We start from the raw sequence: 22,147 nt of genomic DNA on the forward strand, positions 1-22,147 counted from the left end.
GCACGGTTTTTAAACCGTGGCCTGTAAACCCAACGAAGCTTCTTAGTTTCATTTAAGCAAAAATTCAAGTAATAGTAGCAAAAAAAAGCGCCCGAAAACGCGGTCTTTCTCTTACCTATATAATTAAAATATTGGTGTTAATAATTGGTGTGCCTACTGTTGATGAATTAACGGCCGTGTTTTATTTAACAAGAGCAAAAATGGCTTTATATGTGGAATAATATAATTATTGGATTATTAAATGTACGGCACGCTAATTAATATGTACGATTTGACAAGCCGGCAAAATAATTAATTAGAGTTATTTGCGGCGTAAACCTGCCGTCATAGTCTGCTTTAGGTTTATCGCATCAGGCTCCTGCCATTTTTAGTTGATTAGCGCTGTAACGCCCCGGGATGAGATCCGGGGCGTTATTTTTTGAAGTATTGTTAATTATAAATATTAAAGCAGGCTGTGTAAATAGTGCCATGACCTATGATCCAGTTAAACACAAGCTATCCTTTATCAAATTTTAACGCAGGATACTGAAATGCATTTCATGTCAAGAAATATGTATGCTGTGGCAACCTCCCGCCTCAATTAAGCAAGTTCTTTGTCCCAGCCAATTACTGTAACAAAACAAATACTTAGCTGATACAGCTTTTTCTGCAAAAGTTCTGCAACGCAACATTCACCGGCCAATTAAACGGCGGTAATGCCGGGGCGGGAGTGAAGCCGGATGTGTAGTTTTTTTTAAAGCCAATTTAACCCAATTAATAACCTGTAAACCCATGATTAAAAACCAGAGATCAACACCATTAACCTCAATTAAATCAACCTCTCATTATGTGCAATTAAAAGTTCAATTATGAAAAAGACTTTACTCAAAAAAAAATCTATTGTTAAAAAGCCCCAATTCTACCTGGGCAGTATTGCTCTTTTATTTTTCTCAGGTCTTAGTTCTGCTCACAATTTAACCGGCGTTATCAATACCCACCCCTACGCCTTTGTTAAGAGTACGAACGAGAATACGGTAACTATAAAAGGTAAGGTTACCGACCGCCTGGACGGCCAAAGCCTGCCCGGTGTTTCTGTGAAAATAAAAGGGACAAAAATTGGTACCGTTACCGATGTTAACGGAAATTTCTCGCTGCAGGCTGATGATAACGCAGTGCTTGTATTTTCTTATATAGGGTACGACGCCGTAGAGGTGGCTGTTAATGGTAAGTCGGATATCAGCGTAAGCCTACAATCATCATCTAAAAACTTAAACGAAGTAGTTGTTGTAGGCTACGGCACACAAAAGAAAACGTCTACAACGGCAGCGGTATCTACCCTTGCCGTGAAGGATATTGTACAAAAACCGGTAGTTAACTTAACTAACTCGCTGGTTGGTCGCGTATCGGGCGTTATTGCACGGCAGGGAAACGGCGAGCCCGGGCAGGATGGTTCACAGATTACTATAAGGGGAGCTGCTACAACCGGCCGTACAGGAGCCTTAACAGTTGTTGATGGCGTACCACGTGATTTTAGCCGTTTAGACCCCAATACCATAGCTACTTTAACTGTATTAAAAGATGCTGCTGCGGTAGCGCCTTATGGCGTAGCCGGTGCAAACGGGGTAATATTGATCACCACAAAGCAGGGGAAAGCAGGTAAGCCTCAATTAACTTACAATGGGTATTACGGTTTTCAGAACCCAACGGTGATCCCCAAATTTGTTGATGCTGTGCAATATGCCAGGTTGAAAAATGAAGCTGCAGTTAACGATGCGCCAATTGGTGCAGTTGTTAATCTTCCGTATACCGACAGGGATATTGAATTATTCGGAAACGGACAGGATCCTGACGGGCACCCCAATGGGCAGCCGATAAAAGACATCATCCGGAAAAATGCTCCAATACAATATCATAACTTTACGCTATCGGGAGGTACCGATGATGTTAAGTACTTTGCTTCTCTTGGCTATAACCGCCAGGATGGTATGTGGAGCACCACCTATATTAATAAATTTAACGGGTCGCTTGGTTTAACCGCAAAGGCTACGCAATCAACCACGGTAGATATAAAAGTAAATGGGTACCAGGAAGATCAGCACTACCCTGGCCAGGGAGCCGGTACAATATACAGGCAGGCCTACAGGCAACCTCCTATTAGCCCCGTGCGGTACAGCAATGGCTTAGCTGCAGCTTATATAGGCCAATCTTTATATGGTGAGATTTATGGCAGTGGCTACGAACAGACTAAAATTAATTCCTTGTTCACCCAATTATCCATTGATCAAAAGCTGCCGCTTAAAGGTTTAAGTATTAAAGGCGTGGTAAGTTTTGATAAAGGGAAGGACCCGTTGGATTTTAGCCCTGTTCAAAATTCTATTACTCGCAAATATAATATACCGATACCTTTTGCTACCGCCCAGCTTCCTGCTGGTGTTACACAATACGGCCCTGGTGTAAATTATCTTTACCCCATAAGTTTTCAGGGACAAGCCAAGCCACTATTTAGGCAAACGTATAACGACAATAACATGCGTACCTATCAGGGTATATTAAATTACGCTGGCACTTTCGGTAAAAGTGAATTTACAGGGCTTTTTGTTGCAGAATCCCGTAACGTACAATGGCAAACTTTTTATGCAGAACGTGTAAACTATGATTTAACCTTTGACGAGTTGGATTTTGGAGGAACAGCTCCGGCAGATTCACGAGTTGGCGGCGTTTCTGGTGGCCAAAAGCAACTGGGGTATGTTTACAGGTTTAACTATGGCTATGCCGGTAAATATTTTGTAGAAGCCGCAGGCCGGTATGATGGAAGTTACGTGTTTGCACCGGGGCACCGTTTTGGGTTTTTCCCGGCGTTTTCACTCGGATGGCGCCTTTCTGAGGAGAAATTTATCAAAGATAATTTTAGCTGGATAGATAACTTAAAACTTCGCGCATCATACGGCCAGTCGGGTAACTATCCAAGCGGTGGTCAGTATCAATATTTAAGCCAGTTTGGTGTTAATGCAAACTCTTCTGTAATTGGCGGTAGTACAACCCAGGGCGTTTCAGAAAATTTACAGGGAAACCCTGCCATTACGTGGGAAAGAGCTAAAAAAACAGATATTGGTTTTGAAGGAAGTTTCTGGAATGGCGCTTTAGGTATTGAGGCGGATTACTTTTACGAAAAGCGCTCTAACTTCTTAGTTAACCAGGTAGGTGTAATACCGGCAGAGTATGGTGTTACGTTAGGGCAGGTTAACGGTGGGATTTTATCAAACAGAGGTGTTGATTTAACGCTTTCAACTTTTAAGCAATTTGAAAATGGCTTACGTTTAGATGTAAGAGGCACCTTTACCTTCGCTAAAAGCAATGTAATACAGAAGTTTGAGAACGCTTCTACATTCAATAACCCTAACAGGAGAGAAACGGGACGCCCATTAGGCGAGCAGTTTGGGCTCGTTTCTGCAGGCTACTACACCTTAGATGATTTTGTAGACCCTACACTTAAAAGCCTCACTTTAAAACCGGGAATACCCGTGCCGAATTACGGAGCTGTTAAACCGGGCGATATTAAATATGCCGACATAAACAGTGCTTCTTTTGATGGTAAACCAGATGGTAAGGTTGATGCTAATGACAGGACAGATATAGGTAACCCGGAAATACCTCAAATAATTTATTCGCTTGCGCCGCACCTAACCTATAAGAATTTTGATTTGGATCTGCTTTTTCAGGGTACCGGCAGAAGCAATCTCCAACTTGGCGGCTTTTATGCGTTCCCATTCAATGAGTCTGGTTCGGCCACCCAGTTAGTGTACCTCGATCACTGGTCGCCTACTAACCCGAATGCTGCATATCCCCGCGTACAAGCTACGCCCAGCTCTAACAACACGCAGTTTTCAACGCATTGGATGAGAAATAATGCTTACATCCGCTTAAAGAGCGCAGAGCTTGGGTATACGTTTTCGAAAAAAGTATTAGGCAAAGCCTTCAGTTCTCTGAGGATATACAGTGCAGGCCAAAACCTGTTTTTATGGACTCCCTGGATGAAAGAGAAAATAGACCCTGAAAACGCTGGAAATTTTCAAAATTACTTTCAGCAAAAAGTAATAACGTTTGGACTTAATGCAACATTTTAACTTTAAGAACATGAAATTTAAATACAGTAAAAATATAGCAAAGATTTTTTTGGCCGGTATGCTGGTTATAAGTATCGGCTCCTGTAAAAAAGATGGCTTTCTGGATGTACCTGCAAGCGGTACTTTAACCAGCAAATCTACTTTTGAAACTCAGGCCAACGCCAATCTTTTTGTAAACGATATTTATGACCGCTTGCCGGATGGCAATAACGCAACCGACCAAACCCTTGAAGGCTGGACCGACAATAATAATTGTACAGCAACAGGCCACACAGGGCAGGCAGTTATACGCAATAACGGCCTTAGCGCAGGGAATTCTACCGACGGTCCTTCCGGGCAATTAGGATGGGTTCGTAATTTTGAGCAGATCAGGAGGTGTAATGTATTTTTGAAAGAAGCAGAAGCCAACAAAAGTGCATACGATGCTGCCTGGTATGAACAGCGGGTTGCAGAAGTTAGAGCGTTGAGAGCGTTTTTCTATTCAATTTTATTCAGGAATTATGGTGGTGTGCCTATAATTAAGGTGCCTTTAAGTAATTTAGATGGAAGCGATATATTATACGCCAGATCTACAATTGACGAAACGGTAGCATTTATAGAAACAGAGTGCGATGCAGTTGCTGCCGTTTTACCTACTACACAAACAGGCGCAAATGTTGGGAGGATGACAAAGGGTGCGGCGTTAATGATAAAAGGAGATGTACAACTTTTTGCGGCCAGCCCTTTGGTCAATAAAGCTAACGACGCGGCTAAATGGTCAAAAGCAGCTGCAACCCTTAAATCGGTAATGGATCTAAACGTGTATAGCCTGTTCAAAACTTCAAATGGTCCGGCTACAGGACCAGGGCCTTTAGCTATCAATTCAACTACTGGTTCCGGCACTACTTCGTCCGCTTATAGAGATCAGTTTTTGGCTATAAATAACTGGAATTCGGAAACCATTTTGGCACGCGGCTACGCATTGCCCAGCAAGGGCCATAGGCGCGAAGGCTTTATGGGCCCCGTTGTGGTAAACGGCGGCACGCAGGCTTGGGGAGGGTTTTCGCCTACACAGGGCCTGGTTGATGATTATGATATGGATAACGGTTTGCCAATTACAGACCCGGCATCCGGTTATGATCCGCAACATCCTTACTTGCACAGAGATTCGAGATTTGAACAATCCATCATATATGATGGATCTTACTGGCAGGGATATTTGATCACAACCAGGGTAGGGGGTAATAATGCCATTGACCTTGGCTCGGCCGGTGATATTTCAAATACCGGATATTATGCCCGTAAAACACTGGATGAATCTATTAAAGGCCAGGCCAGTTTTGGGGCTATCAATACGTCTAACTACATATTTTACCGTTATGCAGAAACATTGTTAAGTTATGCAGAGGCGCAAAACGAAGCCGTTGGCCCCGATGCAAGTGTTTATGAAGCAATGAGGTTAGTTAGGGCACGTGTTTTAATGCCCGCGCTTACTCCCGGCATGTCTCAGGCTACTATGCGGGCAACTATCCGCAGGGAACGCCATGTAGAACTGGCTTTTGAAGACAGGCGTTGGTATGATATCAGGAGATGGGAAATTACTACCAAAGGCGATGCCGTTTTAACCAAACCGATGGTTGGTATGAAAATCACCGGCACCGATGGCAGTCTTGTTTACACGCCGGTAGCCGGGTTCCAAAACAAATATTCCGATTATATGAATTGGCTGCCAATACCTACAGATGTTTTGAATAAGAATTCAAAACTTGTTCAAAACCCCGGATATTAACACAATTAAATTAGTTATAGTTTATCACAGCTCCCGGTTTTTACAGGGGCTGTGATTTTTTCTTTTTATAGATTTTTTTGCGCAAGCGGCGCATTACCATGCAAATAATCAGCAAAAATGAACATAAATGTGCGCGTAAGTTTAAGAATTTTCCCCGTTCTGCTTATGATAATATTGGCTTGCGGTTGTCGCCGGTCCGGCCCCGGCAATGAACCGAGAGAAGCAAAGGACACGCTTTTTAAATTGCTGCCGGCCGGGCAAACCCACATCGATTTTAGCAACACCTTAACCGAAGGCTTAAACACCAACGTGCTGATGTACGAGTATTTTTATAACGGCGGCGGCGTAGCCATAGGCGACCTGAACGGCGATGGGCTGCAGGATGTTTACTTTACAGGGAACATGGTTGATAATAAACTGTATTTAAACCGTGGCCAAATGCAATTTACCGATGTTACTGCCGAAGCAGGTGTAGCAGGACGCCCCGGCCCCTGGAAAACGGGCGTAACCATGGCCGACGTAAATGGCGATGGTAATCTGGATATCTATATCTGCTATTCGGGCAAGGTGCGGAGCGATAAGCGCATCAATCAATTGTTGATAAACCAAGGTAATGACAACAAGGGCGTGCCGATTTTTAAGGATATGGCAGCAGATTACGGCTTGGCTTTCCCATCCTACAGCACACAAGCCTACTTTTTTGATTACGACCGCGATGGCGATCTGGACCTGCTGCTGATGAACCATAACCCAGCACGTATCAGCACCGTAGATGAGATATCTGTAAAAGACATGATGAGCAGGCCAGATGCAGAATCTGGCATACGTTTGTTAAAAAATGAGAAGGGGCACTTTATTGATGTTACCGCGAAGACAGGCATCATCAATACCTCATTCTCTTACGGCTTAGCCGCCGGTATTGCCGATGTAAATGGTGATGGATGGCCCGATATTTATATATCTAATGATTATAGCGTACCCGATAGATTGTACATCAATAATGGCAAGGGGGGGTATTCCGATCAGCTTCAAAAACAAATTGGCCATACTTCCTTCTACTCCATGGGGAACGATATCGCTGATATCAATAACGATAGCAAGCCGGATATCTACACGCTGGATATGCTGCCGGAAGATAACAAGCGCCAGAAACTATTATTCGGTGCCGATAATTACGACGCCTTCGACCTGAACCTGCGGGTAGGTTTTTACTACCAGTATATGCGCAATATGCTGCACATCAACAATGGCAATAATACTTTCAGCGAGGTGGGGCAGCTGGCCGGTGTATCCAATACCGACTGGAGTTGGGCACCGTTGTTCGCCGATTACGATAATGACGGCTGGAAAGACCTTTTTGTAAGCAACGGTTATACCCGCGATTACACCAACATGGATTTTTTAAAATACATGGGCGATAACCTGCGCGACAGGAATGTAATGCGGCAGGACCTGTTGAACATTGTGAGCCAGATGCCATCGTCGCAAATGAAGAGCTACTTTTTTAAGAACAACGGCGATGCGAATTTCACCAATACCAGTGCCGATTGGGGCATCACCCAAACATCAAACAGTAACGGAGCCGCCTACGCCGATTTGGATAACGACGGTGACCTGGACCTGGTAACCAATAATGTAAATCAGGCGGCTTTTGTTTATGAAAACCAGGCCGTAAAACAAAATGGCAACCATTATTTAGCTGTAAAATTAAAAGGCGGCGACGCCAACACACAGGGGATAGGCGCAAAGTTCACCATATACCAAGGCAATAAAACTCAATATCTCGAACAGATGCCCACCCGCGGTTTTCAATCTGGGGTGTCGCCCATATTGCATTTTGGGTTGGGAAAAGACAAACAGATCGACTCGTTAAGAATAACCTGGCAGCGCGGTAAATCGCAACTGCTTCAACATATAAAGGCCGACCAACAGATAACCTTAAAGGAAGAGGATGCCGGATCAATAAGTACCCCCAAAACACAAAGTAAGGCCTTGTTTACAGAGGTTGCCTCGCCCATTGCCTGGCGCGAAAGTGAAACTACCACCAACGATTTTAAACGCCAGCCGCTGATGGTTAATCCGCTTTCTTACTCAGGAGCGAGCCTTACCAAGGGAGATGTGAACGGCGACAGGTTGGAAGATATTTATGTCGGCGGGCATGATGGCGAAGCCGCTGCTTTATACCTGCAGCAAAAAAGTGGTGGTTTTATAAAGAGGCCAAACGCTGCATTTGATGCAGATAAAGCAAGTACCGATGCAGCCGCTGTGATCTTTGATGCCAATGGCGACGGCAAACCCGACCTGTACGTGGCCTCCGGCGGTTATGCCGATTATTTGCCCGATGACCCCAAACTACAAGATAGGCTATACCTGAACGACGGTAAAGGCAATTTTACCAAAGCAAACAACGCGTTGCCAAAAATGCTGAGCAGCAAAGGCTGTGTAAAAACGGCCGATATTAATGGTGACGGCTTTGCAGACCTGTTTGTAGGTGGCAGGGTAGTGCCGGGCCGCTACCCCGAAACGCCGGAAAGCGCTATTCTGATCAATGATGGCAAGGGGCATTTTATGGATGCTACCGCTAAATATAACCCGGCCTTAAAAACCATTGGCATGGTAACCGATGCCGCCTGGGTGGACATGAACGGCGATAAAAAGCCCGACCTCATCCTCGCCGGCGAGTGGATGCCCATAACCGTTTTTGAGAATTTAAACGGTAAGCTGATGGATGCCACCCTGAAATACTTTGATAAAAAATATAACGGCTGGTGGAACTGCTTGCAGGTAAGCGATATTAACCACGATGGCCACCCGGATATTGTCGCGGGCAATCTTGGTTTAAACAGCCAGTGCAGGGCAAGTGATGCCGAACCTGCCGAGATGATCTACAAAGATTTCGACGACAACGGCTCGGTAGACCCGATGCTGTGCGTTTACATTCAGCATAAAACATACCCCTACGTAACCCGCGATGAACTGCTGGACCAGATGAGCATGATGCGTACCCGCTTCCCCGATTATAAAAGTTACGCCGAGGCTACCATGGACAAAGTGTTCACCCCCGAAGAAATGAAGGATGCGAAACAGCTTAGCGCAAATCATTTAGCAACAAGTATTTTTATCAGCAACGCAGGCGGAAAATTGCACGAAGTGGCCTTACCCGTGCAAGCGCAATACGCGCCTGTTTATACCATCACCACGCTGGATTACAACAAGGATGGCAAGGATGACCTGCTGCTGTGCGGCAATATCAACCACAGCCGCATTCGCTTTGGTAAGTACGATGCCAATTATGGCGTATTGGTTGTTGGGGATGGCAAGGGTGGTTATCAATACTTTACACAGCAGAGATCGGGCTTTAAGCTCAGCGGTGATGTTCGCGGCGTAGTTCAACTAAATGATGTTTTGCTTTTTAGCCTGGATAAAGGCAGACTAAAAGCTTACAAACAACAATAAGCAACATGAAAAGGAATTTAATAACCATACTATCAGCTATATGCCTACTGCTTGTTGTTCGCTGTGCCGAAAAGAGGCAGCAGCCGGTATTAACCAATAAAGATGTAAGCAAAGTAATAGCCCGCATGACGGATGTAATGGTACACGATGTTACCAACCCGCCGCTGGCTTCCCGGTTTTTTGCCTATACCTGCCTGGCGGGTTACGAAGTAATGGCCCAAAATGATAAGCAGGTAAAAAGTATGCAGGGTACCTTAAATCAATACCCGGTTATCAGCGTACCCAAACAAAACGAGATATACAACGCCCAGTTGAGCGCTGTGCTGGCCATGTTCGAAACCGCCGCCAAACTGCAGCCATCGGGGAGTTTGATGGGTAAGTACGAGGAGGGTTTTTTAGACTCCTGCCGCACAATAGGTTTTACGGATGAGGTGATCGATAGCTCAAAAAGCTATGCCAAATTCATCAGCAAAAAGATCCTGGCTTATGCCAAAGCTGATGGATACCGCAAAATAAGCAACTATCCCCGGTACAAACTAAAACGCACGCCCGGCAGTTGGGACTTAACCCCGCCGGCCTACATGGTTCCTGTGGAGCCTTACTTTAACACCGTTCGCACGCTGGCTATTGATTCTGCTTCGCAGTTTGTGCCCGATGCGCCGGTGCCTTTCTCTACAGATAAAAACTCGGATTTCTACAAATTTTTGCAATTGAGCTACAGTAAAAGCGGCGACAAGCTTACTCAGGAAGAAAAAAACATTGCCAATTTTTGGGACTGCAACCCCTTTGCCGTACAAAACGACGGTCACATGCTTATCGGCCTTAAAAAAATATCGCCCGGAGCGCATTGGATGGGAGTAACCGCTATCGCGTGCAGCCAATCGCAAGCCGGCTTCGCCAAAACCATAGAGGTGAACACCATGGTGGCCATAGGCTTAATGGATGCCTTTATTTGCTGCTGGGATGATAAGTACCGCACCAACCGCATCCGCCCCGAAACCGCTATTCGCAGGTATATCGATCCGCATTGGAAACCCTTGTTGCAAACGCCGCCGTTCCCGGAGTATATCAGCGGCCACTCAGTAATCTCTACCACATCAGCGGTTATCCTAACGCATTATTTTGGTAACAGCTTTAAATATACCGATGATGTGGAAAAGCAATTCGGCGTACCCCCAAGGCAATTCAATTCATTTACCCAAGCCGCAACCGAAGCCGCAATCTCGCGTTTTTGGGGCGGCATCCACTTTATGGATGCTATAGATAACGGCATTTTGCAAGGTAACAGGGTAGGGAATTGGGTAGTTAACAAAGTAAGCGGTCGCAAAGGATCAAAATAAATAGTACACTAAATGCCTGGCGACGGATTTCCGCGCTCCGTTGATGTTGTTCGCTTAATTTATGGTACACCATGCCAATAAATATGCATGATATGGCAATTTGCCGGGCCAAAATTTATAGTTCTTTGCCACACCGTGCAATTATCCACGGCCTCCTTTAAAAATAATTTTAGTATAACGATATATGAATAAAACCTTATTTGGTAAAAAAACAACCTGTGTTTTATTAGGCTTGTTTTTTGTTTTTAGCTACAAAACAAGTGTCGCGCAGCAACCAACGGCAAACTTCCTGTCGAAGTCTGATACTGCGTTTGTGCCAAAAGAAATTGAGGACCCCGAGAACATCGGCATAAACAAAGAAGCCAGCCATGCTACGCTGATGCCTTATGGCTCGTTAAAAGAAGCGCTGGCAGCAAATCGCGCCGCGTCGTCATTCAGCCGCAGTTTAAACGGTTTGTGGAAGTTTAACTGGGTAGACTGGCCCCAAAAACGTCCGGTTGATTTTTATAAAACCGACTACGATGTTTCTAAATGGAAGGATATCAAAGTACCATCAAACTTCCAGGTAGAAGGTTACGGAACGCCTTACTACAGCAATTTTAACTTCATCTTCCAAAAGGATTTTCCGCGGATAATGAGTGCCCCGCCGGAGAAGTTTACCGCCTATAAAGAGCGTAACCCCGTTGGCAGCTACCGCCGCGATTTTACAGTGCCTGCAGCCTGGACGGGCCGCCGGATCTTCATCTCGTTTGACGGGGTTGATGCCGGATTTTTTATATGGGTGAACGGCAAAAAGGTTGGCTACAGTGTAAATAGCCGCAATGTTGCCGAGTTTGACCTTACCCAATATGTGCAGCCCGGTAAAAATACACTCGCGGTAGAGGTTTACCGCTTTACATCGGGAAGCTATCTCGAGGATCAGGATATGTGGCGCCTGAGCGGTATCTTCCGCAATGTTACCTTATGGAGCAGCCCACAGCAGCACATCAGGGACTATTTTATAAAAACGGATCTGGACGATCAGTATAAAAATGCCGACCTTGCCGTTAGCGCCAAAATTAAAAATTACGGTACCACTACTATAAAGGCGCGCGAACTGGAAGTTTGCTTATTTAACGGCGCGGTTTTAGTGCCCGGCGCGGTTGCCAAAAAAGCTATCCCGGCTTTGCAGCCCGGTGAAGAAGTTGTGGTAAATGCCACCTTCCACGTAAACAACCCGCAAAAATGGACAGCCGAAACACCGAAGCTTTATACTACGGTTATCAATATTAAAGATGGTACAACCACATTGGAAACCCTTTCGTCCCGTACCGGTTTCCGCGAGATAGAGATAAAAGGGCGCTTGTTTTTGGTGAATGGCGTTCCTATAAAATTGAAAGGCGTAAACCGCCACGAAAACTGGCCGGATGATGGCCATGCCGTTACCGAGGCGCAGATGATCCGCGATATTATCCTCATCAAACAAACCAACAGCAACCACGTGCGTACCTGCCACTATTCGGACGACCCGCGCTGGTACGAATTGTGCGACCTGTATGGCATCTACCTCGTTGCCGAAGCAAACGTAGAATGCCATGGTGCCATGAATGAGTTTAATGATGAGCCGCGCATTAAAGCCGCAATTATCGACAGGAACGTAGCCAATACCGAAAACTTTAAAAATCATCCCTCGGTGGTGGTATGGTCATTAGGGAATGAGAACGGCAGCGGTGGCGGCAACTTCAGGGCTGCGCTGAAAGCTGTGAAAGAAATAGACCCGACCCGGCCTACCCATTACGAAGGTTTTGGCACTGGCGATAACCGCAACCCGGCCGATATGGATAGCCAGATGTACACCAATGTGGTAAGCCTGGAGAATGCCGCCAAAGACCCTAAACTCACCAAGCCATTTTATTTATGCGAGTATGCCCACGCCATGTTCAATTCCATGGGTTCGGTAGATATTTATAACGAATTGTTTGATAAATACCCGGCTTTATTGGGCGGCGCGATATGGGAGTGGCAGGATCAGGGCATCTACAACAACCGCGACCCAAAACATCCCATAACCGCGTTTGGTGGCGGTTTCGGTGAGTATCCCAACGATCGTTACTTTATTCATAAGGGCGTTGTATTTTCGGATAGGTCGCCCAAACCTCATTTTCCCGAGCTAAAGCATGCTTACCAGTGGATCAGCATCAAAGCAAAGGACCTGAAGAGCCAGACGTTCAGCATCAAAAATCGCTACCAGTTTACCAACCTCAGCAGTTTTACTGCCAAATGGGAGCTTAGCGAAAACGGTACAACCGTATCATCGGGTAACCTGCTTGTTGGCGCTGTTGCCCCAGGTACCGAAAAGAATGTAAAAGTGCCATATAAAATAATAGCAAAAGCTGGTGCCGAATATTTTGTGCGTATATCGTTCCGGTTAGCCACTGATAAGCTATGGGCCGCAAAAGGTTTCGAGATAGCTTCACAACAATTTGAACTGAAAACGCCTGTGCCTGCGGTAGTAAACAAATCGCAGGGGGGCAGCTTAGCGCTAAGCGACTCGAAAGATTTCATCAAGGTAAAAGGAACAGATTTTAGCCTCGAGTTTGATAAAGAAAAAGGCACCTTCTCTAAAATAGAGCAGAGCGGCAACAACATCCTGCGTGTCGAGGGTGGCCCCAAATTGCATTTATGGCGTGCGCCTCATCAAAAGGATGATATGTGGGCCTACGAAAACTGGGATAAATACGGCCTGCAAAATATCAACTGGGTTGCCACCGATGTAAAAAGCATGCAGGTTGCTACCAATGTGGTAGAGATTAGTGTAAACTTAACCGGCACGGGTAAGCAAAACTTTAAAGTGCAGCACAAAGCGGTATACACCATCAACGGCAATGGCTTAATAACCGCCGTTAACGATATCACCTTTAGCGAAACCGACCCGAAACTGGTACTTGCCCGGATTGGTGTACGCATGTTTCTGAATAAGGAGCTTGACCAGTTTGACTACCTGGGCCGCGGCCCTATGGAGAATTATGCCGACCGCAAAAGCGGCTTTGATGTTGGCCACTACGCCAGCACCATAGCACAGCAGCTAACACCATACGAAAAACCGATGGAATGCGGTAACCATGAGGACGTTCGCTGGGCAAATGTCAGATCGGCCGCTGGCCTGGGCATCTGTATTAAAAAAGTAGATTCTTTGATACAAGTAGGTGCGTTGCCCTACAGTGATGAAGAAATGACCCCGGTAGAGTACAAGATAGACTTGCCGAAAAGCAAAGGCACGGCATTATGCATCAGCAGCAAAACTTTGGGCGTAGGATCCAACGGTTGCGGGCCAAGGCCGCTGGAGCCTTACATGGTACGTACAAAGCCAACAACCTTTTGTTACCAGGTACAATTGCTGAAAAGAAATAGAAGATAACTATAATTGGTAATAGTTGGTTTAATTAAGCCGGATAGGGTGCAAACAGATTTGTTTAATGATCTGTTGCCCCTTTCCTGTGCTTGCCAGGCCCTTACCGGTTAATTCCACAGGGAGCCTGCCGATAAATTGCAGTGCTGGTTCCGCAAAGCCAAAAAAACCATTTAGATGGAAAGCCGGTTGGCGGCACCCTATGATTCGATTTTACTAACTAATTTATAAAGAATTAAAACCCATATAACCCAAATGGAAAAAGGATCAAATTGGGTTTCGTTGCATACAGGTAAAAGGCACGCAAATATTATTGAATGGTAACCCCGTGTTTTTAAAAGGCGTAAGTTTTCATGAAGAAGTACCCTAGCGCCAGGGCAGAGTAACCAGCGATGCCGATTCGAGGCAACTATTAACGTGGGCTAAAGAGCCGGGATGTAATTTTGTACGAACCGCGCATTATCCGCAAAATGAGCGCACCGTACGCATGGCCGAAACTATGGGTATAATGATGTGGGAGGAAATACCCGTATGGCAGGGCATAGCATTCGACGAACCCATTATATTAGATAAGGCTAAAAATATGCTTACCGAAATGGTTACGCGCGATAAGAACCGCTGCGGCATCATTATCTGTAGCTAGCTAACGAAACTACACCATCGGCTAATAGGGAAAAAGTATTAAAGCAAATGGCATCAAATTGTCGTGACCTGGATTCGACAAGGTTGGTTTCATCAGCTTTCGACCACTTTAAATACGAAGGTAACAAGATCATCATTAAAACACGCTATAGCGATAATGAACTGGGAGAACTCAGGGAACTGATCACCGACAAGATAAGGGTCGCTCGCGAAGAGTTTCTTTCCCTCGCAGGCTCCCTGAATTCTGCTAATAGCAATGGTACCGACGATACCGCCGCTGCCGGAAAAACACTGGAGGACGGTTCTGATTCACTGGAAAAAGAATCCATTAATCAGTTGGCGTCGCGGCAGAAAAAATTCATTGAACAATTGGAGGCGGCACTCATCCGGATTCAAAATAAGACCTATGGAATTTGCCGGGAAACGGGGAAACTCATCCCAAAGGAAAGGTTGCGCGCGGTACCGCATACCACACTCAGCATGGAAGCAAAAATGAAACAGCACTGATCATTTACGTTGGCGTGAGGGGTTGAAAGCGATAAGGTAAGTTGGCGGGACCGGACGGACACGTCTATCAGCCGGCTCTTCCGGCGCTATCTGATCTAAGTTGAGTTCGTTACCCAGGATCGCGGCTATCTCTTTTAGCACTTCGGTTTCGCCGCTGATATGAAGTGTGGGGTAATACTGTTTGAGGATAGTAGTTTTTTCCGCATCGTTGGCCAAGGTGATTGCCCAGCGCTCATCGGGTTTAAACCAGTGTTCTTTCGCTAAGTTGGCGAGGTCGTATAAAAATAAGCGGGCTTCCGCCTGGGGTTCGTTCATAATGAAGCAACGCTGCAGGCTGAATTTAGTTTTCAGTTAAGCCACACAGATGGGGCACTTTAGATGTTATCAAAATTCAAAACTGAACAAATCATGGCTGAATTACCAGATCTTACCGTTTTCGCAGCTATCCTGTCCCGGAAATTTAAAGGCCGCGTTTTGGACAAAATGGACATCACGGAAGTTCGGAAGTTAAATGTGCATGCGTCGAAACTAAGAGCAGCGCTGGAAGGAAGGGAATTAACCTCGGTGAAGCGGGAAGGCAAAACTTACAGTTTGACTTTGCAGGTGAGATATTGGGTTTACATTTGATGCTAAGAGGAGAACTGATTGATCTGGCGTTAAATGAATCGCCGCGATTCCAGATAATGACCTTCCATTTCAAAGGTGGCGGAGGCTTCGCGGTGATCGATTTGCAAAAACAGGCCACGCCAACACTCCAGCCAAAGGCCGCCGATGCACCAGACGCACTGGATATAGACGCAGCTTATTTTACCGCCTTACTGGCAAGGAAACGCTCAGTTATCAAAACCCTACTCATGGATCAAAAGCTGCTGCGGGGGATAGGTAATTCGTACGCCGATGAAATCCTCTACCATGCCGGCATATCTCCTTTTTCTACAGCAAACTCCATACAGCCCAAAGCAGTCACGAAGCTCTTTACCAGCATCCGATTTGTGCTCGAAAAAGCGATCAGGGATATTGCCGAAGCCAATGGCGATGAACTAAAAGGTGAATTAAAGGATTTTATGGAGATACACAGCGCTAAGCTTAAACTGACGGCGAAGGGAGAGGTGATCAAATCGGAAAAGATCGGCGGCCGCACGACCTATTATACGGAGGGGCAGGAACTTTTCAACTAATCCTTAAATAGGCGTCCGTACACAATTATGTAACAGGTCAACGATCTGCTACACTTCCTTTTCAAAAAGCCGGTTACCAAGATACCGTCATTCGAAATAACCGATCCCGTTGAATTGTAACTCGCCTGTTAAGGCACTCCAAAAATCGCAGCTAAGGGCAGACAATAGAGATTGTTCATTGGTTCTCTCGACAAGATCTTAATCAATCTACTTAGGAGTTAATAATGGTAATGTAAAGTAAAACTCTGACCCGGAGGCATCGCTGTTTACCCCTATGGTTCCACCATGGCGCTTAATGATCTCCGCTGAGATATAAAGCCCTAACCCCAGGCCTGAAAATTTTTTTGACGATTCCTGTACCCGATAAAACCTGTCAAATACGTACTGCTGCTTTTCGAATGGTATACCGATACCGAAATCCCTCACCGAAAGCTTAACGGTATGATCGGTTATATCACTTCTGATGATGACTTTTTCGCCCCCCGGCGAATATTTGATAGCGTTGGATAAAAAATTATTGATGACCTGTTCCAAACGGTGCTGTTCGCCATTTAATTTGGCAGAAACATGATGGGCTATAATAACTTGATGAGTTTGTGTGGTAACCTGTACTTGCGCTACTACCTCTTCGATGAGATTTTTTAAATCTATCTCCGCATAATGGTAAACCATTTGACCAGCGTGAATCTTGCTTACATCAAGGAGGTCATTAATTAGGGAGGTAAGTTTGCCTAACTGTTTATTGGCTTTAAGAATAAAATCTCCGGCGGTGGAGTTTTCCTGCGGAGGGATCAATTTTTGAAGGATCTGAAGATATGCTTTTGTGGTAGTAATGGGCGTTTTGAGTTCGTGGCTGGCGACATTCATAAACTCATCCTTCTTTTGCATCAATTCTTCAATCGCCTTTTTGTCTTTCTTTTGTTCAACAAGGGCATCTTTCAAATGCAAGCGCATAACATCAATGGTCGCCGCTAATTTTTCGGCTTTGGTCACTGCCTTATCAGCAAAATCGATGCGGGCTTGAGTACTGAATTCAACAAGTTCCCTAGTAAATAAATTTATCAGGATAGGCAAAATTTCTATTAACGGCCTGATCTGCTCATCTGTTGGTATTCCGCCCAGGAAAACAATCACTGACTGTTCCGGGCCCAGAAAACCTTTGGAGTTTTGTAAGGTGTTAGCCTCAGGGAAAGGTAACAAGCCCTGTTGGTGCCCGTTTTTAGAACATCCTGAAGTGAAGTCCAGCCAAAGTTTTCCATTGGGTAAAGTTTGGGGGAAACCTGGCGCAGGTAGCAATATCCCGATTTCACGATCAACAATAAATACAAATAAATTCGAGCACCCCAAAAAGTGCGCTAACTTGTTTGCTGCCTGAAACCGGTTGGTCGGGTCATTTAAGCCTGCTACTAATGATGACAACATTTAATCGGGAATTACGCAAACCACAGCGGTGCAATTCTGAAATCCGCTAAATTGCCCGTTTACCCTTGCCACTTGCCCATAGGTATTGCAGCCCGCATAATTTGCCCCTTGAAGCGTCTCATTGACTTTTTCCAGTTCGAAATCAAATTCTTTTCCCATTCGAAGCCTTGTGGCTACACAGTCAAAAAACAAGGCTACGTTTGGCTTATGATCGCCGAGTTGTTTTATCGCGCCCGCGGCTGCTTCGACCGCCGCTTGTTTTGAACAATCGTTATCTGTCGCCATAAAACTAACATAGGCGCCGTTTGGGATATCGCTTGCCATGGCAACGGAACCATCGGGAAGAACCGCTAATGGCACCCTAAGTTTATAATCACCGGCAACCTCGATCCCAATAATATTATGCAGGAAAAAAGAAATAGGCTCATCAGCATTGAAATTTTGCCCGGTGGTTTATGCATGGTCTTTAAATAATTCCACAGCAGAACGACCGTTTAAACTAACGAGTTTCATTCCATCGGTTTCTGTCACACGCATCCTGGAACCAACAGGCTTCCAGCCATGGGCAGCGCCAACACCAATAGGCTTGTTTGACAATATTTCCAATATAACTGCAGCATCAGTGTAAGCTTCCGTGTCGTAAAATACGTGCGTCTTTTGAAAATTTGCGTTATCGCCCGCGCCGCCGCCAAAAAACTGGTATTTTCCCGTCGTTTTTTCAGTTAACAACTCTATCAGTTCATCGGTAAACCCCGATAACGCGTCGGCAAATACCATTGCAGAATAATATTGATATTGGTAGTCATGCACAGGAGATAAGACGTTTAACAACTCATCAGCTACTTTGTCGCGGCTGGCAGTTATGGCTTCTCCAATGCCGGCCCTGAATTGCAACTCAGTAGAATACAAGGCTATTGCACAAGCGGAATTAGTGCCGAAATCATTTGAAGTAAATTCACCGGCCGAAGAACTGCCCACCAGAATTCCCGGGATGCATGTTTCCTTTATCGAACGGAGTAGCGCAGCGTAATCATACACGGAGGAGGCAAAAACGATCACTACATTTGGTGTTTTGTCAACAAGTTTTTCGATGATCTTTTCTCCAAGCTCTTTTCCGGCAGCGTTGCCCTCGTTTTGTTGGGTGAAAACAATTGCGGATTTAGTCATTGTTTTTTAAATATAGGTCTTTTAAGTATTTAATCGAAACAACGATCTATAGATTTTGATTTAAAAAAGCTAAAATTTTCTGTCAATTTAGTTATTGGGCATAATGGGTAACGCAGACAAAGCCATATTCACCCTTTGGAATAATACCTGCTATAATATTTAATTGGTTACATTTCCTTTTCTGTTACTTTTTTACGGATTCGGAACCGATAACATTGATCGATACGACCATGTTTAGCGATTTATTACCACGGATTTTTATCCATAAGGATAATGGACAGGAAATCAGATTGACCGACCCCGATAAAAACCTTAGCCCCGAAGAAGTATGTGACAGCTACTCTGTGCTATACGCCATACTGGCTACTGCCAAAATAGTGGGGCCGGAATTTAAGAACGACACCGCCGAATACCTACCCGATGCGCAGGACGTCTTAAAGGACAGAGCAAAATCAGCCCCCGTGCATCAGGTGCCGATGGTTTTTAAACCGCAGCTTTATGCCACTTTGTGAACCCGCCAAACACCTGCCTGAACAGGGGACAACCGAAACAGGTTTTTTTAAATCATCGGCACATTTAGGTAAATTGCATGACCTGACCTTATCAGATGTGAGCGGGTACAGTTATCCCTATAACATTTTACTTGCCCACCGTGACATAAAAGCCAAGCTGAACAGACAACCCTACGATAGAGAATTATTGATTACTCAAACAGGTAAAGGATAAACAGGTTTCCTTAGTGACCGAGCCGGTTTTTGAAGTTGGCAACCAACTCTTTTATATCCCTGTCGTTCCGCTTTTCCGCTTTTTGCGGAAGAAAGAAAATAAACAGTGTGGTGAATTATTGCTTGCCGTGATGAGTTATCTCTACCGTGAAGCGGGTGTACCATACTATCGTGATGAGGGTTGGTTTATGTTCAATGAATATGAAATGAACAAGGAGTTTTTTTTTAGAATGCCGTATCGAATAACCCGAGGAACACGAGGAAGATATTTCAGACATTCTAAAAAACGATATCTGCGGGGACATCATGCAACGTAAGTTGTTTAATCCTTACCACCAGGATGGCAAAGTTTGCTTCGGCACGGTGACTATCCAAATCCCAAGAGAGTGCAGGTTAGAGGAATTTATGCGCCAATGGGAAATCTACTTTTTTAATAGTTTTTTCAGCCATACCCTTGGTATAATTGGCAACGTTTGCTGCCCATTTACTGTTTTGGCTAAACGAAACGCAGATTTGGATAAATCCGGCTGGCTAAACCAGCCCATCTTTGTAGTAACAAAAGAAATCAAATTATGCGTGTTTTCGTCACAGGAGCCACAGGCTTCATAGGTACTGCCATTGTGCAGGAGTTAATAGGTTCCGGTCATCAGGTATTGGGCTTAGCCCGTTCAGATGTATCGGCTCAAAAGCTGATCGATGCGGGTGCAGAGGTTCACCGGGGCGACCTGGAAGATCTCGATAGCCTCCGTAACGGTGCCGCCCAATCAGACGGTGTGATCCATGCCGGATTTATCCATGACTTTACCCGCTTCGCGGAAGTTTGCCAGGTTGATAAAACAGCGATCGAAACGATTGGTGAGGTATTGGCAGGTTCCGACAGGCCATTTATAGTTACTTCCGGCACAGCGCTGGTTAGTCCGGGAAAGCTGGCAACAGAAGATATTACTCCACCGATCAACCCCGCCTGGCCGCGCTCTTCCGAACAAACAGGCGATGCTGTTCATGCGTCAGCCATTCGATTATCGCCATCGGTGCATGGCGACGAGGATAAACACGGATTCATACCCATACTGGTCAACAGCGCTAAAGAAAAAGGTATTTCGGCGTATATCGGCGAAGGACAGAATCGCTGGAATGCGGTACACCGGCTGGACGCGGCGCATTTGTACAGGCTGGTTTTAGAGGCCCCGGTAAGGGCACCCCGTTACCACGCTTGCGCCGAAGAAGCCGTTACCGTTAAAGCGATAGCCGAAGCCATAGGCAAACAACTGAATTTACCGGTAGTTTCAATACAGCCGGAGGATGCCGCTGAACATTTTGGCTGGTTCTCGCACATGGCCGCTATCGATTGCCCAACATCAAGCCAGTGGACGCAGGAGCATTTGAACTGGCTCCCAACACATTCTACCTTACTCGCCGATATCGGGAATGGCATTTATACCAAATAGGAAGTGATGAACTATTAGTTTACCGATAGGTGCATCACCGTTAAAGAACAAATTAAAAGAATGAAAATTATAGTAACAGGCTCCTTAGGAAACATCAGTAAGCCGTTGGCAGAAATGCTGATCGCCCAGGGAAATGCGGTAACCGTTATTGCCAGCGATCCCCAAAAAAAAGCCTCTATCGAAAATTTAGGCGCTACACCGGCCATTGGCTCTATCTCCGACATTAACTTTCTGACCAATACTTTCAACGGCGTTGAAGCTGTTTATGCCATGATCCCGCTGAGTTTCACCGAGCCTGATCTGGGGGGATATATGCACAGGATGGCGCAAAATTATGTACAGGCACTTCAACAAGCCGGCACCAAGCGAATCGTGCTCCTGAGTGGCTGGGCGGCAGATCTGGTTAAAGGCGAAAATGTAGAACACTTATTTGACGGGCTGAACTCCTCTATAACCATCATGCGGCCCGGTTCTTTTTATACCAATTTCTACCAGTCCATCGACCTGATTAAAGGAAAGGGTTTCATCGGCAAATTCCTGACGCTGCGTTATTCCGGGCTTTGGGCATTGCTGACAGGTAAGACCGGTCTGCTCATGGGGAACTATGGGGGAGAAGACCGGATCGTTTTTGTATCGCCAAATGACATCGCGGCTGCGGTTGCTGAGGAACTGTTGTTGTTGCCCAAAGAGAAAACGATCCGTTACGTAGGCAGTGAGGAAATGACCTGCAATGAAGCGGCAAAGATAATAGGCAGCGCCGTGGGCAAGCCCTGGTTAAAATGGGTGCTGCTATCGGACAAGGAAATGCTGCAGGGATTAAAGATGGCTAAATTGCCGGAAAAGCTGGCAGAAACCTTAGTAGAGATGCAGGCGATAATGCACAGCGGCAAAACTCTGGAGAACTTTCACCGGAACAAGCCGAAAATGGGTAAAGTTAAGCTTACTGATTTTGCAAAAGAGTTTGCCGTAGCTTACCATAAAAAATAACGAACTTTAACCTACT

17 protein-coding genes and 1 pseudogene are annotated in these 22,147 nt (G+C 45.4%); 14 read left to right on the forward strand and 4 right to left on the reverse strand.

What is annotated here, in order from left to right:
* The first annotated feature begins 848 nt into the window (after positions 1-848).
* From EPL05_RS07255 to EPL05_RS07285, 7 genes and pseudogenes are all read left to right on the forward strand, one after another.
* Positions 849-4,103, forward strand: coding sequence for a SusC/RagA family TonB-linked outer membrane protein (locus EPL05_RS07255; RefSeq protein ID WP_128533290.1), 3,255 nt, complete (start codon positions 849-851; stop codon positions 4,101-4,103).
* A gap of 10 nt (positions 4,104-4,113) precedes the next feature.
* Positions 4,114-5,871: a RagB/SusD family nutrient uptake outer membrane protein gene (locus EPL05_RS07260; RefSeq protein WP_166727659.1), complete on the forward strand. Its 1,758-nt coding sequence runs from the start codon at positions 4,114-4,116 to the stop codon at positions 5,869-5,871.
* Between the two features lie 165 nt (positions 5,872-6,036).
* The gene (locus tag EPL05_RS07265) at positions 6,037-9,327 is read left to right on the forward strand and encodes a VCBS repeat-containing protein (RefSeq protein WP_128533292.1); all 3,291 of its coding nucleotides are present in this window, start codon (positions 6,037-6,039) and stop codon (positions 9,325-9,327) included.
* Positions 9,328-9,332: 5 nt separating this feature from the next.
* The gene (locus tag EPL05_RS07270) at positions 9,333-10,667 is read left to right on the forward strand and encodes a vanadium-dependent haloperoxidase (protein WP_208394696.1); all 1,335 of its coding nucleotides are present in this window, start codon (positions 9,333-9,335) and stop codon (positions 10,665-10,667) included.
* 184 nt (positions 10,668-10,851) lie between these two features.
* A complete protein-coding gene (locus EPL05_RS07275) occupies positions 10,852-14,064 on the forward strand; it encodes a glycoside hydrolase family 2 TIM barrel-domain containing protein (protein ID WP_128533293.1) in 3,213 nt (1,070 codons plus the stop codon).
* Positions 14,065-14,440: 376 nt separating this feature from the next.
* Positions 14,441-14,698, forward strand: a pseudogene (locus EPL05_RS23925) (glycoside hydrolase family 2 TIM barrel-domain containing protein); the annotation flags it as partial.
* Between the two features lie 47 nt (positions 14,699-14,745).
* A complete protein-coding gene (locus EPL05_RS07285; protein WP_128533295.1) occupies positions 14,746-15,204 on the forward strand; it encodes a TraR/DksA family transcriptional regulator in 459 nt (152 codons plus the stop codon).
* Here EPL05_RS07285 and EPL05_RS07290 read toward each other — a convergent pair whose 3' ends face one another.
* Entirely contained in the window at positions 15,205-15,519 is a 315-nt protein-coding gene (locus EPL05_RS07290; protein ID WP_128533296.1) for a hypothetical protein, read from the reverse strand.
* Between the two features lie 93 nt (positions 15,520-15,612).
* Between EPL05_RS07290 and EPL05_RS24285 the strand changes: the two genes are divergently transcribed.
* Positions 15,613-15,831: a DNA-formamidopyrimidine glycosylase family protein gene (locus tag EPL05_RS24285; RefSeq protein ID WP_243837243.1), complete on the forward strand. Its 219-nt coding sequence runs from the start codon at positions 15,613-15,615 to the stop codon at positions 15,829-15,831.
* Positions 15,831-16,382, forward strand: coding sequence for an Fpg/Nei family DNA glycosylase (locus EPL05_RS07295; RefSeq protein WP_243837244.1), 552 nt, complete (start codon positions 15,831-15,833; stop codon positions 16,380-16,382). Before EPL05_RS24285 ends, EPL05_RS07295 begins: the two co-directional genes overlap by 1 nt.
* A gap of 207 nt (positions 16,383-16,589) precedes the next feature.
* Here EPL05_RS07295 and EPL05_RS07300 read toward each other — a convergent pair whose 3' ends face one another.
* Genes EPL05_RS07300 through EPL05_RS07310 form a run of 3 tightly spaced genes read right to left on the reverse strand, consistent with a single transcriptional unit; the run spans position 16,590 to position 18,971 of the window.
* Positions 16,590-17,804 carry a sensor histidine kinase gene (locus EPL05_RS07300; RefSeq protein WP_128533297.1) on the reverse strand — a complete coding sequence of 405 codons (1,215 nt, stop codon included), beginning with the start codon at positions 17,802-17,804 and terminating at the stop codon, positions 16,590-16,592.
* Positions 17,805-18,224 (reverse strand): FIST C-terminal domain-containing protein, encoded by a 420-nt coding sequence (locus tag EPL05_RS07305; RefSeq protein ID WP_128533298.1) that lies wholly within the window; start codon positions 18,222-18,224, stop codon positions 17,805-17,807.
* A 33-nt stretch (positions 18,225-18,257) separates the two neighbouring features.
* The gene (locus EPL05_RS07310) at positions 18,258-18,971 is read right to left on the reverse strand and encodes an FIST signal transduction protein (RefSeq protein WP_128533299.1); all 714 of its coding nucleotides are present in this window, start codon (positions 18,969-18,971) and stop codon (positions 18,258-18,260) included.
* A gap of 230 nt (positions 18,972-19,201) precedes the next feature.
* Here EPL05_RS07310 and EPL05_RS07315 point away from each other — a divergent pair, with 230 nt between their 5' ends.
* The 5 genes from EPL05_RS07315 (at position 19,202) to EPL05_RS07340 (ending at position 22,131) form a co-directional block, all read left to right on the forward strand.
* Positions 19,202-19,483 (forward strand): PRTRC system protein C, encoded by a 282-nt coding sequence (locus tag EPL05_RS07315; RefSeq protein WP_128533300.1) that lies wholly within the window; start codon positions 19,202-19,204, stop codon positions 19,481-19,483.
* Between the two features lie 227 nt (positions 19,484-19,710).
* On the forward strand, positions 19,711-20,013 hold the full coding sequence (locus tag EPL05_RS07325; protein ID WP_128533302.1) for a hypothetical protein: 303 nt from the start codon (positions 19,711-19,713) through the stop codon (positions 20,011-20,013).
* Positions 20,003-20,305, forward strand: coding sequence for a hypothetical protein (locus EPL05_RS24610; RefSeq protein WP_128533303.1), 303 nt, complete (start codon positions 20,003-20,005; stop codon positions 20,303-20,305). The genes EPL05_RS07325 and EPL05_RS24610 overlap by 11 nt, the downstream gene beginning before the upstream one ends.
* Positions 20,269-21,144 carry an SDR family oxidoreductase gene (locus tag EPL05_RS07335; protein WP_128533304.1) on the forward strand — a complete coding sequence of 292 codons (876 nt, stop codon included), beginning with the start codon at positions 20,269-20,271 and terminating at the stop codon, positions 21,142-21,144. Before EPL05_RS24610 ends, EPL05_RS07335 begins: the two co-directional genes overlap by 37 nt.
* A gap of 60 nt (positions 21,145-21,204) precedes the next feature.
* Entirely contained in the window at positions 21,205-22,131 is a 927-nt protein-coding gene (locus EPL05_RS07340) for an NAD(P)H-binding protein (protein ID WP_128533305.1), read from the forward strand.
* Positions 22,132-22,147 lie beyond the last annotated feature (16 nt).

The sequence above is a fragment of the Mucilaginibacter gilvus genome (assembly GCF_004054195.1).
GTDB classification, from domain to species: Bacteria; Bacteroidota; Bacteroidia; order Sphingobacteriales; family Sphingobacteriaceae; genus Mucilaginibacter; species Mucilaginibacter gilvus.